Source organism: Sphingomonas asaccharolytica NBRC 15499 (assembly GCF_001598355.1).
Taxonomy (GTDB): Bacteria; Pseudomonadota; Alphaproteobacteria; order Sphingomonadales; family Sphingomonadaceae; genus Sphingomonas; species Sphingomonas asaccharolytica.
The window spans coordinates 1-21,397 of the sequence record NZ_BCYU01000075.1 but is presented as its reverse complement, the minus strand read 5'-3'; the positions used below and the strand labels follow the sequence as shown (position 1 = coordinate 21,397).

The window sequence follows — 21,397 nt, the reverse complement described above, 5'->3', positions numbered from 1 at the left end:
GCCGGGGAGGATTTAGGCCGGGCCCGGATGCCCCGCCGCGAACTGCACCAGATCCCACAAATTGCCGTACAGGTCCTTGAACACCGCCACCCGACCGTAATCATAGGTCGCCGGCGGCCGCACCCACTCGACCCCGGCAGCAGTGAAGGCGGCATGGTCGCGATCGAAATCGTCGGTCGCCAGGAACAGGAACACCCTCCCGCCAGCCTGATCGCCGATATATTTCGCCTGATGTTCGTTGGAAGCGCGTGCGAGCAGGATCGTCGTCGCATCGCGCGATGCACCGGGCGGGCGGATCGTTACCCAACGTTTGTCCTGCTCGGGCTGATACGTGTCCTCGACCAGGGTGAAGCCGAGCTTGCCGACATAGAAAGCGATCGCTTCGTCATAGTCGCGCACGACAAGGGCGATGTGGGCAAGATGAGGCATTCGGGATTTCCGGTCATGGCGATTGTGGTTAGGACCGATAGCCGCCGCCCCGTTCGTTTTGCCAGACCTAACGGACCACCATCACCCGGCTCACCTCGGCAGAAAGCGGTCGAGGTCCGATAGCCCGCTCAGCCGCCGCGGACGATAGGGCCGGAAGAAGAACCACAGGATGATCGCCAGGATCGGCGCGCCGATCGCCGCCATCATGAGCGCATCGGCGAGCAGCGAACTGTGCCCCTCCTGCTCGCTGTTCACGGCAAAGGTGCCGAAGGCGAGCCCGGACACGATCCACAGCGGCCCCGCCAACGCCACCAACCAGCCGAGCCCGCCCTCGACCGCGCCCGGGCCGCGCGTGTGCTCGACCGCCGCGGCAATCGCGCGCGCGATCGCGGCGTAGTCGGCTTCGTCATCCTGGATCGTAGCCAGCGTCAGCGCTCCTGGCGCCGCGCTGGTCCAGACCGTCATCCGGTAGAGATTGCCCGCATATTTGTTCTGCTCGTAACCGACACGCAGCCGGGCAATCGAGGCGAGCGGTATCATGACTTGCCCGCCCCCCGTCCCGCGCAGGACGAGCGTATCGCCAACCAGACTGGCATCGACGCCCGCCGCACCCAGCCCCGCCGCGGCCAGGCTCTTATGCCGGATCGCGCGGAAACTGGGCGGGTCAGTCACCGTCAATCGTGCTCCCGCCCCCCAGCACCCATGTACAACTCCCGCCCGGTCTCGTTGTACAGCTCGCTCATCTTCGCCATCCCAGCCTCGGCTTCCTCGGCGGCAATGAACGTCTCCGCCCCCGAATTCTGCTTCGCCGCGAAGTCGCGCACTTCCTGCGTAATCTTCATCGAGCAGAATTTGGGCCCGCACATCGAGCAGAAATGCGCGGTCTTGGCGCCTTCCGCGGGCAAGGTCTGGTCGTGATATTGCTCCGCCGTGTCGGGATCGAGCGACAGGTTGAACTGATCCCTCCAGCGGAATTCGAAGCGGGCGCGGCTCAGCGCATCATCGCGCATCTTGGCGGCCGGATGGCCCTTGGCGAGATCGGCGGCGTGGGCGGCGAGCTTGTAGGTCACCACGCCGACCTTGACGTCGTCGCGGTCGGGCAGGCCGAGATGCTCCTTGGGCGTGACGTAGCAAAGCATCGCCGTGCCATACCAGCCGATCATCGCGGCGCCGATGCCGCTGGTGATATGGTCGTACCCCGGCGCGATGTCGGTGGTCAGCGGCCCGAGCGTGTAGAACGGCGCCTCGCCACACGCTTCCAGCTGCTTGTCCATATTCTCCTTGATCTTGTGCATCGGCACGTGGCCGGGGCCCTCGATCATCACCTGGACGTCCTGCGCCCAGGCGCGCTTGGTCAGTTCGCCCAACGTATAAAGCTCGGCGAATTGCGCTTCGTCATTGGCGTCGGCGATCGATCCGGGGCGCAGGCCATCGCCCAGTGAATAGGCGATGTCATACGCCTTCATGATCTCGGTGATCTCGTCGAACCGCTCGTAGAGGAAGCTCTCCTTGTGGTGCGACAGGCACCATTTCGCCATGATCGATCCGCCGCGGCTGACGATGCCGGTGACGCGCTTGGCAGTCAGCGGCACGTACGGCAGCCGGACGCCGGCGTGGATGGTGAAATAGTCGACGCCCTGTTCGGCCTGTTCGATCAGCGTGTCGCGGAAGATTTCCCAGGTCAGGTCCTCGGCGACGCCACCGACCTTTTCCAGCGCCTGATAGATCGGCACGGTGCCGATCGGCACCGGCGAGTTGCGGATGATCCATTCGCGGGTGTCGTGGATGTTGCGCCCGGTCGACAGGTCCATGACCGTGTCGGCGCCCCAGCGGATCGACCAGACCATCTTGTCGACTTCGGCGGCGACGTTGGAGGCGACCGCCGAATTGCCGATATTGGCGTTGATCTTGACCAGGAAATTGCGGCCGATCGCCATCGGCTCGGATTCGGGGTGGTTGATGTTGTTGGGGATGATCGCGCGGCCGCGGGCGATTTCGTCACGGACGAATTCGGGCGTGACGTAATCGGGGATGGCGGCGCCCCAATCCTGACCGTCGCGGACATATTCGGCGAGGCGGGCGCGGCCGAGATTCTCGCGCTCGGCGACATATTCCATCTCGGGCGTGATGATGCCGCGGCGGGCATAATGCATCTGGCTGACGTTCATCCCCGGCTTGGCGCGCAACGGGCGCTTGACCACATTGGGGAAGGGATCGACGCCGCCCGAGCGATCGGGACCGAGCTGGCCGTTATCCTCGGGCTTGAGGTGCCGCGCGTCATAGCTTTCGACATCGCCGCGCGCGTCGATCCACTCACGGCGCAGATTGGGCAGGCCGGCCTGAATGTCGATCCTGGCATTGGGGTCGGTATAGGGACCCGACGTGTCATAGACGCGCAGCGGCGGCTCATCACAACTGGGATCGAGGTCGATCTCGCGCATCGCGACCTTGAACCGACCGACATGGATCTTGCGGCTGCCCCGGATGGGGCCGGTGGTCACGCCGATTTCGGTACGCGCGGGGATGTCGGCCATGCAAACTCACTCCATTGTCGGAGCGAGGACACGGATTTCGAGTGAAAACCGCCCACTCCCTCCGCCGGTCTCAACCGGATCAGGTTCAGCGGGTCGGAGGCTGCGGCCTCCCTCTCAACCGCGACGTAGCGGTCCCCCGGGGATGGCGGGCACGCTAGGCGCTTGCGGGGGGAAAAGAAAGGGCCGCGCGATAAAGGGGTGTCGCGCGGCCCAGGTCAGGAGTTCAATGCGGACGAGGATCAGCTTGCGGCGCTGACCCGAAGCGTGCCGTTGACGCCCGCCGGGAAGAACCCGCCCGACGACAGCATCGACTTGGACAGATAGACGATGTTGAGCACCTGGCCGGTGTTGCGGCTGAAGGCGAGACCGTTGGCGTCGGTCGGCACGATGTTGGAGGTGACGCCACCATCGGGACTGGCGATTCCCTGGTCGAGATCATCCGCACCATCGACCGCATCACGCACGTCGCTGATCTTGCCGGCATTCTCGATCAGCTTGAGCGACGGGTTGGCGATCCCCTTGCGATAGAGCACCGTCCGCACCAGTCCGGCATGATAGGCTTCCGCAGCGAGAATGCCGGCGGCCGCCTCGAGATAGGTCTTGTTGCTGATCAGCGGCGCGGCGCCCTTGTACGCGGTCACCCCGACATCCTCGAAGATGAACGCGCCGAGCAGGAAGTTTTCGTCGCTGGCATAAGGGTCGAACGTATCGGCCGGGCCGATCACGCCGGCCGCGCGGGCCGCCGCCGTAAAGGCGCCCGCCATGCCGCCGTCGATGTTGATCGCCGGTTGCGCCACCGCCTGTCCGCCGGCCGAGGCGATCGCGCTGCGCAGGAAAGCGACGTGCGCGGTTTCGTCCCCCGCGATCTCGCGGGCATATTGCTGCACCACCGGATCGGTGAACGGCACTGCCCGGCCGCCGGTCACAGTGCCCTGCACGCCGCTGCCGGTGAGCTGGTTGGCGGGCAGGCCCGCGCCGGTCACCGCATAGCTATAGAATTGCGCCTCGAGATATTCGAGGTTCAGCGCGAAATTGAGGATGTCGACATCGGTCACCGCGGTCGGTGTCGGCGCGGGGGTCGGCGACGGTGTCGGCGACGACGGCGGCATCGACGAGGATGAATCGTTGTTGTCGCCACATCCCGACAGCAAGGCGAGCCCGCCAAGCGCCGCGGCGCCGCCGCCCGCCATGGTCAGGAATCGCCGCCTGTCGGCCCGGCGTGCTTCGGTCGCCTCGATGAGGGCGAGCGCTTTGGTCTGTTCGATCATAGCAAATCTCCTTTCGCTCGCTGTCAGGCGTTGTTGGCGCTGGTCTTGATGAGGCCGTTGACCCCCGCCGGGAAAAAGCCGCCCATGCCGACGGCATTCTTGTTGAGGTAGACGATGTTGAGCACCTGGCCTGTCGTCCGGCTGTAGGCGAGGCCGTTGGCGTCCAGCGGGACGATGTTCGACCCCGTGCCGCCCAGTCCGCCGACCGGCGAGATGCCCTGATCGTCGTCGCTCGACCCATCCAGGCTGTCGCGCGCATTGGAGATCAGGTCCGCCGCGGTGCGCAGGCTCGGGGTCGCAATTCCCTTGCCGTAGAGCGTCGTGCGCACGATCGCCGCATGATAAGCCTCGACCGCGAGGATGCCCGCGGCCGCCTCGAGATAGGTCTTGTTGGTGATCAGCGGCGCGGCGCCCTTATATGCGGTTACCCCGACATCTTCGAAGATGAACGCGCCGAGCAGGAAATTCTCGTCATTGGCATAAGGATTGAAGGCGACTCCCGGCCCCACCAGTCCTGCGGCCCGCGCCGCGGTGCTGAAGGCGCCGTTGGGATCGGTCCCGCCGACATCGATCGCCGGCTGAGCGACTTTGGCGACGCCCAAGGCGGAGCGCAGAAAAGCGACGTGCGCGACCTCGTCCTTGGCGATTTCCTGGGCGTAGGCGGAAACGACCGGGTCGGTGAAATTGACTTTCGTCCCGCCGACGACGCCGCCTTGCGTGCCGGTGCCGTCGAGCATGTTGGCGGGAAGTCCCATACCCGTCGCGGCGTAGGAATAGAATTGAGCCTCGAGATATTCGAGGTTGAGCGCGAAGTTGAGCACGTCGGCGTCAGTCACGCTTTGCGCGAAAGCCGGGCGTCCGACGGCCATCATCCCGGCGCCGACCGCGGCGGCTCCGATGGCAGATTTGAAGAAGTCGCGCCGTTCGCCACGTCGTTTGACGCGAGCGTCCAGCACGTCGATCACTTGCAGATCGTCTGCCATCATTCATCCTCTCTGTTCGGGTAGCGGGCACTCCTTCACGGCTGAGTTGGCAGGGCGTGTGAACGACAGGCGATGCCCCAATGCACCGCGCCGCACGCCCCGCCATGGAGCGCCGGTGCAACAGGTACGAGGCGGCGATCTTCGCGGATGCACGCGATGGCCAATTTATTTTTGCAGGCCGCGGAAAAGTCGCGACGCGCGGCGCCGGTATCGGGCTGTTCCTGCGCGGATCGCGAGCCCTAAATTTAATCCACGATAGGATTCGAAACAAATCGAGATTGGGATTGTTGGCGGCGGATCGGGTCGTTTTCGCGAGCATCCCCGACTGAGAGACTTGGCGCTCCCGCTCTCGGGAGACATTATGCTCGGCCGCCTGCCCATCCTGATCGTCGAGGACCAGCCGCTGATCGCGCTCGAGCTCTGCGAGATCGTCGAGAGTTTCGACGGCCGCGTGGTCGGGCCGATCACGAGCGTGGCGGAGGCGTTGATCCGCGTCGATCAGGAGCAGATCGCAGGCGCGATTCTTGACGCCAATCTGCTTGATCGCGACGTCACACCGCTGGCGCTCCGCCTGATCGACCGCGGCACGCCGGTCGTCATCTATACCGGTACGGGATTGCCCGACGCGCTCGCGCAGGCCCATCCCCAGCTTCCCATGATCCTGAAACCGGCGCGAGCGATCACCGTGCTGGCCCTCCTGGTCGACCGCATCAGGGGCCATTGAAAAAGCTGACCTAGATCGCGGCGGGATGCACCTGATCGAGATGGAGATAGGCCGGGTTGAAATCGCCGGCCTCGACCAGGCCATCCCAGTCGCGAACCTCGATCCAGCGGCGCGAGCGATGGATCACGCCATCGGCCTGCAACGCCTTCAGCACGCGATTGACGTGTACCGAGGTCAAGCTCACCGCGTCCGAGATCCATTCCTGACTCATCGGGATCATGAAGCCTTCGGGCGTGCCGAGCTTGGCTGCCTTCAGCCGCATCGCGAATTCGCAGATCAGGTGGGCGATGCGGGTTCGCGCGTCGCGCCGGCCGATATTGGCGATCCATTCGCGGAAGATCGATCCCTCGACGAGCGTTTCGTACCACATGGCCATGCCGACCGACGGGCGATCGAACGCGATCTTGCGGATCGCATCGACCGGAATCAGCGCGACGTCGCAATCGGTCAGCATTTCGACATTGTGATCGGCGCGGCCGAGCAGCGAATTTTGCAGGTCGACCAGGTCGCCATCCATGTGCAGCGAGAAAATCTGTTTCTTGCCTTCGCGCACGATCTTGTGGCGATAGGCGAAGCCGTGGATCAACAGGCAGCTATGCTGCGGCCGGTCGCCGTCCCAGACGACATAATGTCCGGCCTTGAGGCGCCGGAAGGTGACCGGGAGCGCGCGCACCGCCGCTTCGTCGGCATCGCTCAGCGGCGCCCAGAATTGCAATTTGTCGATCAAGGGTTGGAGCGTCAAACGCTCTGGGCTGGTCAAAATGGTGTGCTCCCTCAGGCGGGAGCGCGCGCAAGTCTCTCAGCCACCGATATGCGTCTAGACGGTCGGTGATGAAGCATCCTTAGCCTAGTTTGGCATCTGGTCCTAATCCAGAATGCGAAAACATCTTAACATGGGTGGCATTCGGGGCCGGTGGTTCAGAATGTATAGGCAATCCCGGCGCCGCCCATCCACTGGTCGCGGCTGCCGGCGATCGAGACGATCGGGGAATCGGCGAAATCGTTGAGCATGCGCTTGTAGCTGCCGCCGGCCAGCAGCTTGAAGCCGTGGAGCAGGTCGCCGGTCAGCGACACCGTGACGAAACCGCCCGCGGACCAGTTCTTCCAGCCGGCGCGGGTGTTGAACTGGGGCAGGCCGCTGGCCAGGCTGCCAGCCGCATCGACGTCGAAATAAGCGCGGCCATATTTGCGGTCGGCATGCTCGGCCGAGGCGAACAGCCCGACCGCGGCCTTGCGGCTGAGCGGGGTCATATAATTGATCGTCGGCGACCAGATCGCGCCGCGCTGGGCTCCGGTGACGCCCTTGCGATAGCTGACCGACACCGACAATTGGTCGTACTGGCTGGTGATCACGCCGGTCTTGCCGATGCCGACATAGCCGCCGACCTCCAGCGAGCGGTCGCGCTTGCCGAGCGCGCGAACGCGGGGGTCGTCGATATACGACAGCGCCGAGCGGTTGAGGTCGAGCACGGCGATCGGCCCCGCCTGAATATCCCAATTGGGACCGGGCTTGTTGGGGATGAGGTCGATCGAGGCGCGATTGCCGATCAGCTGGAAATTGAACCCCGATACCGATCCGATCACCACCGGCGCGACGGAAAAGCCGGAATGATCGGCGCCTTCGTAGTCGGGCGTGTAGACCGCGCCGGCACCGATCGTGACATTGTCCCGCCCGGTATCGAGCTGTTCCGGCGCGGCGGGGGCCGGCGGCGCTCCAGTGTCCTGCGCGAAAGCGGGCGCGGCGAGCAACAAGGCGGGGGCAAGCAGCAAAAGACGCACAGGCAGGCTCCGATCAGGATGACGTTTGGGTAAAGCAACGCCACCCGGGCGTTTTGTGTCCATGCCCCAGATACTAAAGCATATAGCGCATCGTCACCTGTTGCGTTTCGGCAACGCCGCCCAGCGCGAATTCGGCGGCGGCGAAGCGCGGCGGGCCGAACCCGATCGGCGGATTACGGCTGAATCCGAAGCCTTCGCGCGGAATACCCAACAATGTGTCGAGCTTCGCGTTCGAATTCTCGTCATGGATCAGCGCGGCGGCGTACTTACCCGGCGGCAGATCGTCGAACCTGATGATGAGCTGACTCGCCGGGACCGATCGCGTGACGGCGTGCTTGTCATCGACGCAGCCGGGAAAGTTCCTGGGATCGGCGGTCAGGCAGATGCGGATCAACCCCCGCGCCGAGCGCATCCCGGCGACATCGATCTCAAGGCTCCCGACCAGGCTCGCGGCTGGGCTGGCGGCCGGAACCGTCGCCGGCAACAGCGCGCCCAGCACCAGCAGGGCGCCGGCCTTCGCCGCGCGCGAACCCGCCGACCCCGCGGTCGGTGCCGCAGAGGCGATCCCAGAAGCGGAAATAAAGGCCATAATTGCACCTATACTCGGCATGATGCCGTTGATGATGGCTCGCGGTGATCAGCCATGCCCCCAATGGTCCCCGCCACATGAAGCGCGGGAAGATTTCCCAGCCCATATGGTTGGTCACTCCCATAAGCGTCATGATTCCAAGCACAAAGGCCAAAGCGCCGATATGGATCGGAATCACGAAGACAAGCGCCGGAATGACGATTGCCCCGGTCAGTGCCTCGATCGGGTGGAACGCCATCGCCGCCCAGGCAGTCGGCGGCCGGCTGGCATGGTGGACGGCATGCGCCATCCGGAACGGCGCCGGCTGGTGCATCCAGCGATGCGTCCAGTAGAACCAGGTGTCGTGCACCAGGAGGTAGAACTGCACCGACAGCGGCAGATACCAGAGCGGGAAGGCGTGGAGATCGCTGTAAATCCGCGTCCATCCGCGGTTCTGCCACCCCCAGGCGACCACGCCGGCGGGAAGGCCGTAGATCGCCGCCGAGGCGAGACTCCAGGCGATCTCTCGCCGGATCTGCGCGTCGAGCCCGGCATAGAGTCCCGGCCGCACCGCGCGCGTCGCGAGCGCGAAGGCGCCGCTGCTGATCAGGTAGCGAATGCCGACGATCAGCGTCATCGCGACGGCGGAAAGCGCGATGGCGACCAATCAACCGTCCCGGAACACGGCTTCGATATTGTTGCCGTCGGGATCGAGCACGAACGCGGCGTAATAGCCCGGAGGATAACCCCGGGTGCGCAGGCCCGGTGGGTCGTTGTCCTTGCCACCCGCCGCGAGCGCCGCGGCGTGGAAGGCGTCGACCTCGTCGCGGCTGCGCGCGCGGAACGCGGTGTGCTGGTGGACGCCGGCGAGATGGAAGCAATCGATCCAGAAGATCGGGAACGACGCGCCATAGCCGACGCCGCCGAGGTCGTCGCGTTCGGCGAACGGCGTCTTGGCGGTCGAGATGCGGACGAGCGGCTGCAGGCTCAGCGCCCCTAGAACGGCATCGTAGAAGCGCGCCGACGCGGCGACATCCGCCACGCCGATCCCGCTATGGTCGATCCGCCAGTCATCGAGATTGGTCATGGAGGGATGTTAGGCTCGGGTGGGATTGGACGAAAGGGTGAATGTGTTGATTCCCCTCCCGCTCGCGGGTGGGGAGGCTTGCCGTCATCCGGCGATCAATGCCACGCAATCGGCGGCCAGCGCCTCGAGTTCGGCGCGCGGCGCGCCGGCGCGGGCGCGGACGCTGAGCGAGTGGATCACCGCGGTCGCGACGCGGGCATGGGCGCGTGCCGCGGGGTCGCCGCGCGCGACCAGCAACTCCTCGATCCGGTCGTCCTCCATCTTGAGGAATGCCGCCAGCCGCGCGCGAATCTCGGCATCGTCGACCGCGCTGGTGGCGGAGGTCGACACCATGATGCAGCCCGACGGCCCGGTCTCCCCGGTCAGATAGCCGTCGACGATCGTGCGGAACATCGCCTGCAGGCTCTGCCTGATCGGCAAATCCGCCGCGATCAGCTGATCGAAACCGCGCCCGGCGCGCTCGATCGTACGGTCGAGCGTGGCCAGATAGAGCGCGCGCTTGTCGCCGAACGCGGCATAGAGGCTGGGGCGCTGCAGTCCGGTCGCGTCGACCAGATCGTCGAGCGAGGTCCCAGCATAACCGCGCGTGCGGAAGCGCTCGGTGGCGGCGCCCAGCACCTCCCCGGTATCGAAACCGCGCGGCCGGCCACGCCGCCGCGCTATCTGGTCTGATTTTTGTACCAACTCGCAAACAATCCTTGACGCGAGATACATTTATGCGGATTAGTACAAAAATAAACAAGCCCCCAGGAGGATCGTCATGAAGCTCTATTTCATCCCGTTCGCGTGCAGCCTGGCGACTCGCATCGCGATCAACGAAGCCGAACTGGACGCCGATTTCGTTCAGGTCGTGCCGAATGGCGCGCTGCCCGATGGCCGCGTCTTCACCGATATCAGCCCGATGGGCTATGTCCCGGCGATGGAAGCGGGCAGCGTGACGCTGACCGAGGGGCCGGCGGTGCTGACCTATATCGCCGACCTCGCCGCCGAGGGCGTGCTGGCGCCGGCGCCTTACACGCGCGAGCGGTATGAGCTGACCAAATGGCTCAACTTCATCTCGACCGAGATCCACAAAGGGGTGTTCGCGCCGTTGATGTCGCGGAGCTCGACCGAGGGTGCGCGCGACTGGTCGCGGCAGCTGGTCGAGAAGCGCTTCGGTCTGCTCGAAACGCATCTGACCGGGCGCAGCTATCTGCTCGGCAGCTTTTCGGTCGCCGACGCCTATCTGCTCGCGGTGCTCAACTGGACCGAATATGCCGGACTGAGCCTGGAGAATTGGCCGGTGCTGAAGGCGTGGCGCGCCGCGATGCGCGCGCGGCCATCGGTCGCCGCGGCGATGGCGACCGAGATGCCGCTGCGCCAGGCGGCTTGATCGTCCCGATCCGGCATCTTTCCACAGCCTATTTGCCAGGCCTGGCCCAAAGGGTTGCGCTCCCGTCCAAAACGGGTAGCGCAAGCCGATGGCAGGCCAAATCGATTGTGACCTTGCGATTGTCGGCGGAGGGTTGGCGGGCGGCCTGATCGCGCTTGCCCTGCGCAGGAAGCGCCCCGACCTCGACCTCAGGCTGATCGAGGCGAGCCCGCAGATCGGCGGCGACCATGTCTGGTCGTTCTTCGACCGCGACGTCGCGAAAGAGGATCGCTGGCTCGCAGCACCCCTCGTCTCCTATGGCTGGCGCGGTTACGAGGTCGCCTTTCCGGCGCATGCCCGGACGCTTCCGACCAGTTATTATTCGATCGAATCCGAGCGCTTCGATCGCGTCGTGCGCGCCAGTCTCGCGCCGGGCCAGTTGATCGCGCAGAAAGCGCTGGCGGTCGGCACCACCGCGGTGGTGCTGGCGGACGGCGACCGGATCGAGGCCAAGGGGATTATCGACGCGCGCGGCCCGGGCGACATGTCGTCGCTCGACCTCGGCTGGCAGAAATTCGTCGGGCGCGAATTGCTGTTGAGCCAACCGCATGAGGTGACGCGGCCGACGATCATGGACGCGACGGTCGAGCAGATCGACGGCTATCGCTTCGTCTATTCGCTGCCCTTCACCGCGACGCGGATGTTCGTCGAGGACACGTATTACAGCGACACGCCGACGATCGATCGCGATGTCCTGGTCGACCGCATCCAGGACTATGCGCTTGGTCGCGGCTGGGTGACCGAAGCGGTATCGCGCGAGGAAAGCGGCGCGCTGCCGGTCGCGATCGGCGGCGATTTCGACGCTTTCTGGCGCGCCGGCGGGGTCAGGGTGCCCAAGGCAGGACTGCGCGCCGGGCTGTTCCACCCGACCACCGGCTATTCGCTGCCCGATGCGATACGGCTCGCGGCACGGATCGCCACGGTGAGCGATCTGTCGACCCCGGCGCTGTACGATTTGACCTATGGAATGGCGAGCGGCGCCTGGGCCGACCGCGCTTTTTACCGTACGCTCGACGCGATGCTGTTCCGCGCCGCCGAGCCCGAAGAGCGATACCGCATCCTCGAACGCTTTTACCGGCTGGGTCCGGGCCTTATAGGACGGTTCTATGCCGGACGATCGAGCGTGATGGACAAGGCCCGCATCCTGACCGGCAAGCCGCCGGTGCCGGTCGGCCGCGCGATCGCGGCGATCCGCAGGCAGCACGCATGAAGCGCGCGATCGTCGTCGGCGCCGGCTTCGGCGGGCTCGCCCTCGCCATCCGGCTGCAGTCGGCCGGGGTCGAGACGATCATCGTCGAAGCGCGCGACAAGCCCGGCGGTCGCGCCTATTTTTGGCAAAAAGACGGATTCACCTTCGATGCCGGTCCGACCGTCATCACCGATCCAGCGGCGCTGCGCGAATTATGGAGCCTGACCGGGCAGAATATCGCGGCCGATGTCGACCTGATGCCGGTAATGCCTTTCTATCGGCTCAACTGGCGCGACGGCACCAGCTTCGATTATTCGAACGACGACGCCCAGCTCCATGCCGAGATCGCGCGGCTCAATACCGACGACGTCGCCGGATACCGGCGGTTCCTAGATTATTCGGGCCATGTCTATCACGAAGGCTATGAGAAGCTCGGTTCGGCCGCGTTCCTCGATTTCGGCCAGATGGTCGCCGCCGCGCCCGCGCTGATGCGCTACCAGGCGTGGCGATCGGTCTATTCGATCGTCTCGGGCTTCGTGAAGAACGAGAAACTGCGCCAGGCGCTGAGCTTCCACACCTTGCTGGTCGGCGGCAATCCGATAACGACCAGCGCGCTCTATGCGCTGATCCACAAGCTCGAACGCGATGGCGGCGTGTGGTTTGCGCGCGGTGGAACCAACAAATTGGTCGCCGGCATGGTCGCCTTGTTCGAGCGGCTGGGCGGGACCTTGCGGCTCGGCGACCCGGTGGCGACGATCGCGACGCTGGGCGATCGCGCGACCGGCGTCACCACCGCGAGCGGCTGGTCGGGCGAGGCCGATGCGGTGGCGACCAATGCCGATGTGATGCATTCCTATCGCGACTTGCTGGCGGGATCGCGCAGCGCGCAGCGCAGTGTTGGCCGGCTCGAGCGCAAGCGCTGGTCGCCGTCTTTGTTCGTCGTCCATTTCGGCATCAAGGGCAGCTGGCCGGGCATCCCCCACCACATGATCCTGTTCGGACCGCGCTATCGCGAATTGCTCGCCGACATTTACGATCATGGCGTGCTGGCCGAGGATTTCTCGCTCTACCTCCATCATCCGACCGTGACCGATCCGACGATGGCGCCCGAGGGGCACTCGACCTTCTACGCGCTCGCCCCGGTTCCGCATCTCGGCAAGTTCCCGGTCGACTGGGCAGAGATCGGCCCGATCCTGGAAAAGCGCATCCTCGATGAGATCGGGGCGCGGCTGATTCCCGATATCCACGAGCGGATCGTCACCAAGTTCAGCTACGCCCCGTCGGATTTCGCGCACGATTTGAACGCGCATCTCGGCAGCGCCTTCAGCCTCGAGCCGATCCTGACCCAGTCCGCCTATTTCCGCGTCCATAATCGCGACTCGAACATCCCCAATCTCTATTTCGTCGGCGCCGGCACGCACCCTGGCGCGGGCATTCCCGGCGTGGTGATGAGCGCCAAGGCGACCGCCAAGCTGATGCTGGAGCAGAAATGAGCTGGAACGCAAAATTCCTCCCCGGCGCGGGGAGGGCGGTGGGGCTTTGGCCAGCCCCCGGCTGGCCAAGATCGTGTCCGGGGGACACGATCTCGCCCCAACGCAAGGCGCGAAGCGGCTTGGTGGAGAGGGCCCATCCTTCCGTCACCTTCTCTCCGGTTGCTCGTTTGGGGCTGGGCCCCCTCCACCACTCGGCTGCGCCGAGCGGTCCCCCTCCCCGTTCCGGGGAGGAATTTTGATGAACCGTCTCGCCGTCTATTGCGGCTCCGCCTCGCCCAGCGATCCGCGCTATGTCGATAACGCCCGCGAGGTCGGGCGGACGCTCGCCGAGCGCGGGATCGGCGTCGTCTATGGCGGCGGACGGCTGGGGCTGATGGGCGCGATCGCCGATTCGGCGCTGGCCGCGGGTGGCGAAGTGATCGGGATCATTCCCGAGGCTTTGGTCGCGGCCGAGGTCGCGCATAAGGGCCTGACCGAACTTCATGTCGTCGGCACGATGCACCAGCGCAAACAGGCCTTCACTGATCTGTCGGACGGCTTCGTCACCTTGCCCGGCGGGACGGGCACGATGGACGAATTGTGGGAAGCGCTGAGCTGGGCGCAGATCGGCTATCACGCCAAGCCGGTCGGGCTGCTCAACCTCGATGGCTATTATGACGGGCTGATCCAATTCTGGGAGACGATGGCGCGGGTCGGCTTCGTCCGCCCGCAGCACCAGGGACTGCTGATCGTCGCGAACACGTTGGGCGAATTGCTCGACAAGATGGCGGCGTTTCAGCCCGCCACCACGATCGGACAGATCGGCGCGAAAGACCTGTGACCGTCCCATCCTCCGCCCGACGCGACCGGACGGGGACGTGAGCGCAAGCGGCGATCTTCCCAGCCGCGCGGCGATCGTCGCCACGGCACACGAAGCGATCGCCCGCGGATCGAAGAGTTTCGCCGCCGCGTCCCTGCTGTTCGATCGCAAGACCCGCGAGCATGCCTGGCTGCTTTACGCCTGGTGCCGGCGCTGCGACGACCTCGCCGACGGGCAGGAATTCGGCCATGACCTCTCGGTCGTTCCCGATCCCGCCGCGCGGCTAACGCTGATCCGCCGGCTGACCGCCGCGGCGCTGGCCGGCGAGACGGTCGGCGACCCGGCGTTCGACGCGCTCCGCATCGTCGCCGCCGAGACCCGGCTGCCGCACCGTTTCGCGCACGATCTGATCGAGGGATTCCGCCTCGACCTGGAGGAGTGGGGGCCACGCAGCGAGAACGACCTCTATCGTTATTGCTACCATGTCGCCGGCGCGGTCGGCTGCATGATGGCGATCGCGATGGGGGTGTCGCCGGACGACGAGGACACGCTCGATCGCGCCTGCGACCTCGGCATGGCGTTCCAGCTCGCCAATATCGCGCGCGACGTCGAGGAAGATGACCGCGGCGGGCGCTGTTACTTGCCCGAGGAATGGCTGGTCGAGATGGACATGCCGCCCGGCCAGCATATGAAGCCGCCTTTCCGCCCCCGCCTGACGGTGCTGGCGCGCCGCCTGGTCGAGCGGGCGGCGGCGTTCGAGGCGAGCGCGCGCGTCGGCACGCGGCGGCTCGGCCTGCGATCGGCCTGGGCGGTGCTCGCGGCGGCGGGCATCTACGGTGCCATCGGGCGCGAAGTGGTGGCGCGCGGCGACCACGCCTGGGATCATCGCGCCGGCACCTCGGCCGCCGCCAAGATCGGCTGGATCGCGCGAGCGCTCGGCCAGGCGGTGCAGCGCAGGCGCCTCTATCCCGCGGCCCCGCGGGATCCGGATTTGTGGGTGCGGCCACGTAGTTAGCGGTGCGTAAAGGGCGTCCGGTCAGGACTCGGCAAGCCGGACAGCCTAACTTACCCAATATGACGATGTTGTCCGTGAAGTTCGCGCGTACCCTGCAGCGCGGCCGTGCCGAGCCGGTGCCGCCGCCGACGCGCGCTGGGCTGTTACTGACCTTGCTCAGGAAACGCGCCGCCGCGCACAATGTCGGCGCCGAAGACCTCGAGGCGATGCTGCGCGACCAGATCCGCTGGTCGTTGCCGATCCGGCGCGGTGCGGACGTGGAATTAGCTGATTAAGGGATCGCCCGGCCGCGCGCGGTGAAAATGCCGCTCGGCGAGCCACGCGCCCAATAGCGGCAGGATCAGGGTCGCGCCCCGCAACCACCATGGCTGGGCGAGCTGGGTCAAGTTCCACACGCCGTCGGCCACCACGACCAACGCGACGATCCAGCCGCCGGGGCGCCATTGCCCGATCCGCAACGCCGCGAACGCGCCGACCACGCCGGCGAGCAGCCAACCGGCGGCGATGATCGCCTGACCGGCGAGCGGCATCGCCATGACGAAGCGCGCGAGCATCTCCTGATCGCTGGCATCAGCCGCGATCGCGGCGGGGAACCAGCGCTCCGCGAGCTCCCACGCGCCATCTATCAACGCGACGGCCAGCACCAGCCCGACGACAGTCCCGACAATCCTGCGCATGACGTCCCCCGGCCAATTCCAGGGCCATCATTACAGGTGGGGTGCGGTCCGCACCAGCTTAGCTGCGGCGCGCTTGCGCCTTGTTATTGTCGGCCATCGACTGGCCGACCTGGCGGCACGCCGCGGTGACCGTTGGATAATCCAAATCGGTATTGCGGATCAAAGCCGCCGGCATCGCTGCCCGGCACTGCGCCGCGCTATAATAACGGATCGGCTCGATCCGCTGTTGCGCGCATTGCGTCTGGCCATCGCCGCAGCCCATGATCGCGATGACGTAGAATACAGAATTCATGTCGTCCTCCGTCGCGCCTATAATCCCTGGCGCATGACGACGGTTCCCTGAACGCGTGCGGCACCCTACATAAAGCGGCGATGCCGCCCACCGAACTCCCGCCGACCAAGGATCGCCCGCTGATCCCGACGCTTCGGCGCTTCCTCCCCTATCTGTGGCCCGCCAACGCGCTGGGACTGAAGGTGCGCATCGTCGGCGCGATGGGATTCGTCGTGCTGTCGAAAATCGTCCAGGTCTATGGCGCGCCGTTCGCGCTCCAGGGCGCGATCGATACGATGGCCGGCAAGGTCCAGGCGCCGAACTTGACCATGTTGGCGATGGCATTGGTGATCGGTTACGCCGCGGCGCGGTTCGGGTCGGTGATGTTCGACAACCTGCGCAACGTCGTGTTCGAGCGCGTCGGGCAGGATGCGACGCGCCGGCTCGCCGCCGACGTCTTCCGTCACCTTCATCGCCTGTCGCTGCGATTCCATCTCGAGCGGCGGACGGGCGCGGTCACCAAGGTGGTCGAGCGCGGCACCAAGAGCATCGACACGATGCTCTATTTCCTGTTGTTCAACATCGCGCCGACCGTGCTCGAGCTGGCGATGGTCGTGCAGATTTTCGGCAGTAGATTCGGCAGCTGGCTGGTGGTCGGGACGCTGGCGATGGTCGTCATCTACATCGCGTTCACGCGCTGGGTGACCGACTGGCGCAATGCGCTCAGGATGCGGATGAACGACCTCGATACCGGGGCGGTGGCGCATGCCGTCGATTCGCTGCTCAATTTCGAGACGGTCAAATATTTCGGCGCGGAGGATCGCGAGGCGAAGCGCTACGAAGGTGCGGTCAACGCTTATGCCAATGCCGCGGTCAAGAGCGAGAACAGCCTAGCATGGCTCAATATCGGGCAAAGCCTGATCACCAATGTCATGATGGCGTTCGGCATGGGCCTGGTCGTGTACGGATGGAGCAGCGGCCGCTTCACGCCCGGCCAGCTGGTGCTGGTGTCGACCCTGCTCACCCAATTGTTCCGCCCGCTCGACCTGCTTGGCATGGTCTATCGCACGATCCGCCAGGGCGTGGTCGACATGGCGGCGATGTTCGACCTGCTCGATACCGGCGCGGAGATCGTCGATGCGCCCGACGCCAACCCGCTGATCGTTGACCGCGGCCATGTCCGCTTCGAGGACGTGCATTTCGGCTACGAGCCCGGGCGCGACATCTTGAAGGGAATCGATCTCGACGTGCCGGCGGGCCACACGCTGGCGGTGGTCGGCCCCTCGGGCGCGGGCAAGTCGACGCTCGCGCGGCTGATGTACCGTTTCTACGATCTGACCGGCGGGCGGATCACGATCGACGGCCAGGATATCGGTCAGGTCACGCAAACCTCCTTACGCGCCGCGATCGGTATCGTCCCGCAGGATACGGTGCTGTTCAACGACACGATCGGCTACAATATCGCTTATGGCCGCGAAGGCGCCGGCGAAGAGGAAATCGTGCGCGCGGCCAGGGGTGCTGCGATCGCCGGGTTCATCGAGCGCCAGCCCGATCAGTACGAGACGCGGGTCGGCGAGCGCGGCTTGAAATTGTCGGGCGGCGAGAAGCAGCGCGTGGCGATCGCGCGCACCCTGCTCAAGGACCCGCCGATCCTGATCCTCGACGAAGCGACCAGCGCGCTAGACAGCCGCACCGAGGCCGAGATTCTCGACACGCTCCAGGCGATCGAGCGCGGGCGGACCACCATCGTCATCGCCCATCGCTTGTCGACCGTGGTCCATGCCGACCAGATCGTCGTGCTCGACAACGGTCTGGTCGCCGAACGCGGCACGCATGCCGAGCTGTTGCGCAGGGGCGGCCTTTATGCCGATATGTGGGCCCGTCAGGCGCAGGAACGGCAGGAAGCGCTGGCGGCGGAATAGGTTGACGCAAGCGGCGGTTACGCGGTCAATGCGCGCATGATCCGTCTGATCCTCGCTTTCATTCTCGCGCTCGTCGCCACACCGGCCCTCGCCGATCCCGCCGACGGCCTGCAGCCGCCGATCACCGTCCAATCCAAGTTCGTCCCCGCGCGGACGGTGCAAATCTGGCTGCCGCCTGGCTACGCGACCTCCAAGCAGCGCTACCCCGTGCTCTATCTTCACGACGGGCAGAATGTGTACGACACGCCCTCACCCTTTTCGGGCAAGAGCTGGGAAGTGCATCGCGCGCTCGACCGCCTGATCGCGGCGAACAAGGTGCGCTCGGCGATCCTGGTCGCGGTGTGGAACAACGACAACCGGCTGGGCGAATATATGCCGCAAGCCGCGGTGCCGACGCTGGGAGCGAAGGGCGATCCGGGTTCGGCCGATCCGTTCAAGAAGCTGCCGGTCGAACGCGCCAAGATCGTTGGCGACGCGTACGTCAAGTTCCTCGCGACCGAGCTCAAGCCGCTGATCGATCGCCGCTATAGGACCTTGCGCGGGCCGCGGGATACAATGCTGATGGGGTCGAGCATGGGCGGGCTGATCTCTGCCTATGCGGTGACGCGCTATCCCAGGGTGTTCGGCGCGGCGGCGTGCCTGTCGACCTCCTGGCCGATCGGCGACGGGTTCGCCGAGCGCTGGTTCGCGGCGCATCTGCCGCCCCGGACCGCGCGGCTCTATTTCGATTATGGCACCGGGACCAATGACGGGTCGATCGAGCCGTTCCAGCACAAGCTCGACGCGGCGGCCGGACCGCGTGGCGGTGCCTGGGTCAGCCGGGCGTTTCCCGGCGCCGAACATAGCGAGCGCGCCTGGCAGGCGCGGGTCGATATCCCGCTGACCTTCCTGCTCGGACGCTAGATAAAAAGAAGGGACCGTTTCCCGGCCCCGGTGCGACCGCCCTATCGCGGTCGCCGGTTGGCGAGCTGGCTTGCCTACCCCTTCTGCTCGCCGCGGAGGGGTGCGTCCCGGTCAGGCGACGGGGACGAACGAGGTGGCGGCGTTGACGAGAAGCATGGTGCACACGAGCGCGCTGAACACCGAAACCGCAACCTGCTGAGCCGAAGCGAAACGAAGCGACATGATCTTAACTCCCTATTTTGGATGGCTATCGGACCGTCCGACGACCATGCCAACTGGATTGCAGGGAGCGTGCCAGTTTTATAAGCAATTGATATTGCTAGATTAGTAATTTTCGGAAAGCGCAGAATGGCGTATTTTGCTGGTAGTAATCCGCTATTTTCACCACTTGTCGGGTAATATTACCAATCCGATTGGATACAATTGCGACCGTCTTCCTTGGCGGCGTAAAGCAGCCGGTCCGCGCGGCCCATGGCCGAGCCGAGCGTGTCGCCCTGCTCGACCGGGGTGAGCCCCGCGGAGAAGGTCACCGCGCCCAGCGGCGCGTCGGTTTCGCGCAGGCGATAGCGCTTGGCGGCGACCGCGGCGCGCGCGCCCTCGAGCGTGGACAATGCGTCGGCCGGGGCCAGCCCGGTGAACATCACGACGAATTCCTCGCCACCGAAGCGCGCGACGAGATGCTCGTCGCAGCCCATACGCAGCGCCTCGGCGATCGCCTTCAGCACGCGATCGCCGACCGCATGGCCAAACCGGTCGTTGACCGACTTGAACTTGTCGACGTCGCAGATCGCGACGCAGATATTGGCACCATCGGCGACCGCCGCGGCAAAGGCGTCCTCGAACGCGCGGCGATTGGGCAGGCCGGTCAGCGGGTCGCGGCGCGCATCGTCGCGCGCTTGCTCGAGCTCGTGGCGAAGCCGGTCGGCCTCGTGGGTCGCTTCCTGCAATTTGGCCTCGGCCGACGAGACGCGGTCGAGCATCGAGCTCGCCATGCGGACGACTTCGTCGATCGCGCTGCCGTCGCGGGCATCGCGCGCATCGCGGATCGCGTCGCGCGAGGCGCGCAGATCCTGGCCGAACCCGCGCGCATCGGCATGCATCGCCCGCACCGTGTCGCCGAAATCCTCGACCTGCATCTGTGCCCGCGCGACCAGCGACTGGGTCTTGGTGTTGTCGGCGACGACCGTGAGCTGCGGCGGCGAGGAAGGATTGGGCGCCGAATCGCCGCCCGCGGTCGCCGGGGCCCCTATCACCGCCCTGCCGCCAAGCTCTTCGATATCGCGCGAGCTCAGCCGCACGCCGCCATCGGTGATGCGCGCTACCGCGGCAGCCAGCGGCCCGCGCGGGTCGCTCAACACTTTGTGGGCAAAGGCATAATGCGCCGGATCGACGCTCAGGCGGTGCCGCGCAAGGAATTCGCCGATCGCGGCGTAGAGCCGATCGGAGGCCTTGGATGAATTCTCTACGGCGCTCGCCACCGTCCGCTCCCTTGCCACAATCGCACCTGGGCGATGGCAAAGTCCTAAACCCGAGAGGCTAAGATCGCGTTTATAGGTAGCTGTCGGCGCAGACTACCTGTCCGTTTTGGCGAGGATGGCGAGCGCCGTTGTCGTGGAGGCTGTTTCAGCAAGGCTGAAACTGCTGCGGAAGAAGCTGCAAGGACTCTATTTCAGCGCCTTGACCGCATCCAGGGTCAGCTTGACGTGATCGACGTACGACAGGTCCGAATGGACGAACCTGATCTTGCCGTCGCGGCCGATCACGTAGCTGGTGCGGTTGGTGATGTCGCGCGCCTTGCCCGTCTTGGGATCGGTGAATTGCTTGCCGAGCGCGACGTCATAGGCGCTGACGATGCGCGGCCCCGCGCTCGCCACCGGGAATTTGCCGGCGCATTTCTCGGTCGAGAATTTGACCAAAGTCGGCACGGCATCGGTCGACATGCCGATGACGGTCGCGCCGGCGGCCTTGAACTCGTCGATATGTTCGGAGAATTCGTGCGCCTCGGCATTGCAGCCCGACGTATAGGCGGCCGGGAAGAAGTAGAGCACGACCGGCCCCTTCTTGAGCTGATCGGCCAGATGCAGGCGGAAGACCTTGCCGTTGATCGCGCCGCGGGTGTTGAAGTCGGGCGCGGCGGCGCCGGTCGACAGCGCCGCGACGGCAGGCACCGCGATCAGGGCGAGCGAAAGGGGAAGAAGGCGAAGCGGCAGGCGCATGGACGACTCTCCGAAGGATAGAGCAGGGGGCGGCAAGGCCAGCCGTTCCTAGACCCGTGGGGTGGTGGACGCCAGAGCGGAGATGGGGCTCGGCCTGTCGCTTGAAGGGGGCTCGAAGTGAGCTGTGAG

24 protein-coding genes and 1 riboswitch are annotated in these 21,397 nt (G+C 65.6%); of the genes, 9 read left to right on the top strand and 15 right to left on the bottom strand.

What is annotated here, in order from left to right:
• Nucleotides 1-12: 12 nt before the first annotated feature.
• From SAS01S_RS17415 to SAS01S_RS17395, 5 genes are all read right to left on the bottom strand, one after another.
• Nucleotides 13-429, bottom strand: coding sequence for a VOC family protein (locus SAS01S_RS17415; RefSeq protein ID WP_066811570.1), 417 nt, complete (start codon nt 427-429; stop codon nt 13-15).
• A 90-nt stretch (nt 430-519) separates the two neighbouring features.
• Nucleotides 520-1,101, bottom strand: coding sequence for a hypothetical protein (locus SAS01S_RS17410; RefSeq protein WP_066811568.1), 582 nt, complete (start codon nt 1,099-1,101; stop codon nt 520-522).
• 2 nt (nt 1,102-1,103) lie between these two features.
• Entirely contained in the window at nt 1,104-2,963 is a 1,860-nt protein-coding gene (thiC, locus tag SAS01S_RS17405) for a phosphomethylpyrimidine synthase ThiC (protein WP_066811566.1), read from the bottom strand.
• A 39-nt stretch (nt 2,964-3,002) separates the two neighbouring features.
• Nucleotides 3,003-3,112: riboswitch (TPP riboswitch) on the bottom strand.
• Nucleotides 3,113-3,202: 90 nt separating this feature from the next.
• Nucleotides 3,203-4,231, bottom strand: a complete 1,029-nt coding sequence (locus SAS01S_RS17400; protein ID WP_066811564.1) for a ferritin-like domain-containing protein — start codon at nt 4,229-4,231, stop codon at nt 3,203-3,205.
• 23 nt (nt 4,232-4,254) lie between these two features.
• A complete protein-coding gene (locus SAS01S_RS17395) occupies nt 4,255-5,214 on the bottom strand; it encodes a ferritin-like domain-containing protein (RefSeq protein ID WP_066811578.1) in 960 nt (319 codons plus the stop codon).
• Nucleotides 5,215-5,575: 361 nt separating this feature from the next.
• Here SAS01S_RS17395 and SAS01S_RS17385 point away from each other — a divergent pair, with 361 nt between their 5' ends.
• Nucleotides 5,576-5,938 (top strand): response regulator, encoded by a 363-nt coding sequence (locus tag SAS01S_RS17385; RefSeq protein WP_066811558.1) that lies wholly within the window; start codon nt 5,576-5,578, stop codon nt 5,936-5,938.
• Nucleotides 5,939-5,948: 10 nt separating this feature from the next.
• On the opposite strand, the gene SAS01S_RS17380 is transcribed toward SAS01S_RS17385, so the two are convergent.
• From SAS01S_RS17380 to SAS01S_RS17355, 6 genes are all read right to left on the bottom strand, one after another.
• Nucleotides 5,949-6,665 (bottom strand): Crp/Fnr family transcriptional regulator, encoded by a 717-nt coding sequence (locus tag SAS01S_RS17380; RefSeq protein WP_245656975.1) that lies wholly within the window; start codon nt 6,663-6,665, stop codon nt 5,949-5,951.
• 191 nt (nt 6,666-6,856) lie between these two features.
• Nucleotides 6,857-7,717 carry a MipA/OmpV family protein gene (locus SAS01S_RS17375; protein ID WP_245656973.1) on the bottom strand — a complete coding sequence of 287 codons (861 nt, stop codon included), beginning with the start codon at nt 7,715-7,717 and terminating at the stop codon, nt 6,857-6,859.
• A gap of 73 nt (nt 7,718-7,790) precedes the next feature.
• Nucleotides 7,791-8,201, bottom strand: coding sequence for a DUF2141 domain-containing protein (locus SAS01S_RS17370; RefSeq protein ID WP_245656971.1), 411 nt, complete (start codon nt 8,199-8,201; stop codon nt 7,791-7,793).
• Complete coding sequence (locus tag SAS01S_RS17365; RefSeq protein WP_066811572.1) at nt 8,146-8,922, bottom strand: sterol desaturase family protein; 777 nt, start codon at nt 8,920-8,922, stop codon at nt 8,146-8,148. The genes SAS01S_RS17370 and SAS01S_RS17365 overlap by 56 nt, the downstream gene beginning before the upstream one ends.
• Nucleotides 8,923-8,952: 30 nt before the next feature.
• Complete coding sequence (locus tag SAS01S_RS17360) at nt 8,953-9,372, bottom strand: VOC family protein (RefSeq protein ID WP_066811554.1); 420 nt, start codon at nt 9,370-9,372, stop codon at nt 8,953-8,955.
• 84 nt (nt 9,373-9,456) lie between these two features.
• Entirely contained in the window at nt 9,457-10,056 is a 600-nt protein-coding gene (locus SAS01S_RS17355) for a TetR/AcrR family transcriptional regulator (protein WP_169804980.1), read from the bottom strand.
• Between the two features lie 76 nt (nt 10,057-10,132).
• Here SAS01S_RS17355 and SAS01S_RS17350 point away from each other — a divergent pair, with 76 nt between their 5' ends.
• The 6 genes from SAS01S_RS17350 to SAS01S_RS17325 all read left to right on the top strand — a co-directional run bounded on the left by SAS01S_RS17350 (nt 10,133) and on the right by SAS01S_RS17325 (nt 15,554).
• Nucleotides 10,133-10,744: a glutathione binding-like protein gene (locus SAS01S_RS17350; RefSeq protein WP_066811550.1), complete on the top strand. Its 612-nt coding sequence runs from the start codon at nt 10,133-10,135 to the stop codon at nt 10,742-10,744.
• A gap of 88 nt (nt 10,745-10,832) precedes the next feature.
• Entirely contained in the window at nt 10,833-11,993 is a 1,161-nt protein-coding gene (gene crtY / locus SAS01S_RS17345) for a lycopene beta-cyclase CrtY (RefSeq protein WP_066811548.1), read from the top strand.
• Nucleotides 11,990-13,465 carry a phytoene desaturase gene (locus tag SAS01S_RS17340; protein WP_066811546.1) on the top strand — a complete coding sequence of 492 codons (1,476 nt, stop codon included), beginning with the start codon at nt 11,990-11,992 and terminating at the stop codon, nt 13,463-13,465. The genes crtY and SAS01S_RS17340 overlap by 4 nt, the downstream gene beginning before the upstream one ends.
• A 238-nt stretch (nt 13,466-13,703) precedes the next feature.
• The gene (locus SAS01S_RS17335) at nt 13,704-14,285 is read left to right on the top strand and encodes an LOG family protein (RefSeq protein ID WP_066811543.1); all 582 of its coding nucleotides are present in this window, start codon (nt 13,704-13,706) and stop codon (nt 14,283-14,285) included.
• 37 nt (nt 14,286-14,322) lie between these two features.
• Nucleotides 14,323-15,279, top strand: a complete 957-nt coding sequence (locus SAS01S_RS17330; protein ID WP_066811541.1) for a phytoene/squalene synthase family protein — start codon at nt 14,323-14,325, stop codon at nt 15,277-15,279.
• Between the two features lie 74 nt (nt 15,280-15,353).
• Nucleotides 15,354-15,554, top strand: coding sequence for a hypothetical protein (locus SAS01S_RS17325; RefSeq protein ID WP_157082879.1), 201 nt, complete (start codon nt 15,354-15,356; stop codon nt 15,552-15,554).
• On the opposite strand, the gene SAS01S_RS17320 is transcribed toward SAS01S_RS17325, so the two are convergent.
• Entirely contained in the window at nt 15,543-15,956 is a 414-nt protein-coding gene (locus SAS01S_RS17320; protein WP_066811538.1) for a hypothetical protein, read from the bottom strand. The genes SAS01S_RS17325 and SAS01S_RS17320 overlap by 12 nt on opposite strands.
• Before the next feature lie 58 nt (nt 15,957-16,014).
• Nucleotides 16,015-16,248, bottom strand: coding sequence for a hypothetical protein (locus tag SAS01S_RS17315; RefSeq protein WP_066811536.1), 234 nt, complete (start codon nt 16,246-16,248; stop codon nt 16,015-16,017).
• An 80-nt stretch (nt 16,249-16,328) separates the two neighbouring features.
• Here SAS01S_RS17315 and SAS01S_RS17310 point away from each other — a divergent pair, with 80 nt between their 5' ends.
• Nucleotides 16,329-18,149, top strand: a complete 1,821-nt coding sequence (locus SAS01S_RS17310; protein ID WP_066811535.1) for an ABCB family ABC transporter ATP-binding protein/permease — start codon at nt 16,329-16,331, stop codon at nt 18,147-18,149.
• Nucleotides 18,150-18,185: 36 nt separating this feature from the next.
• Nucleotides 18,186-19,052, top strand: a complete 867-nt coding sequence (locus tag SAS01S_RS17305) for an alpha/beta hydrolase (RefSeq protein WP_066811528.1) — start codon at nt 18,186-18,188, stop codon at nt 19,050-19,052.
• Between the two features lie 401 nt (nt 19,053-19,453).
• Here SAS01S_RS17305 and SAS01S_RS17300 read toward each other — a convergent pair whose 3' ends face one another.
• Both SAS01S_RS17300 and SAS01S_RS17295 read right to left on the bottom strand, forming a co-directional pair.
• Entirely contained in the window at nt 19,454-20,530 is a 1,077-nt protein-coding gene (locus SAS01S_RS17300; protein WP_245656969.1) for a GGDEF domain-containing protein, read from the bottom strand.
• A gap of 186 nt (nt 20,531-20,716) precedes the next feature.
• Nucleotides 20,717-21,268, bottom strand: coding sequence for a peroxiredoxin (locus SAS01S_RS17295; RefSeq protein ID WP_066811524.1), 552 nt, complete (start codon nt 21,266-21,268; stop codon nt 20,717-20,719).
• Nucleotides 21,269-21,397 lie beyond the last annotated feature (129 nt).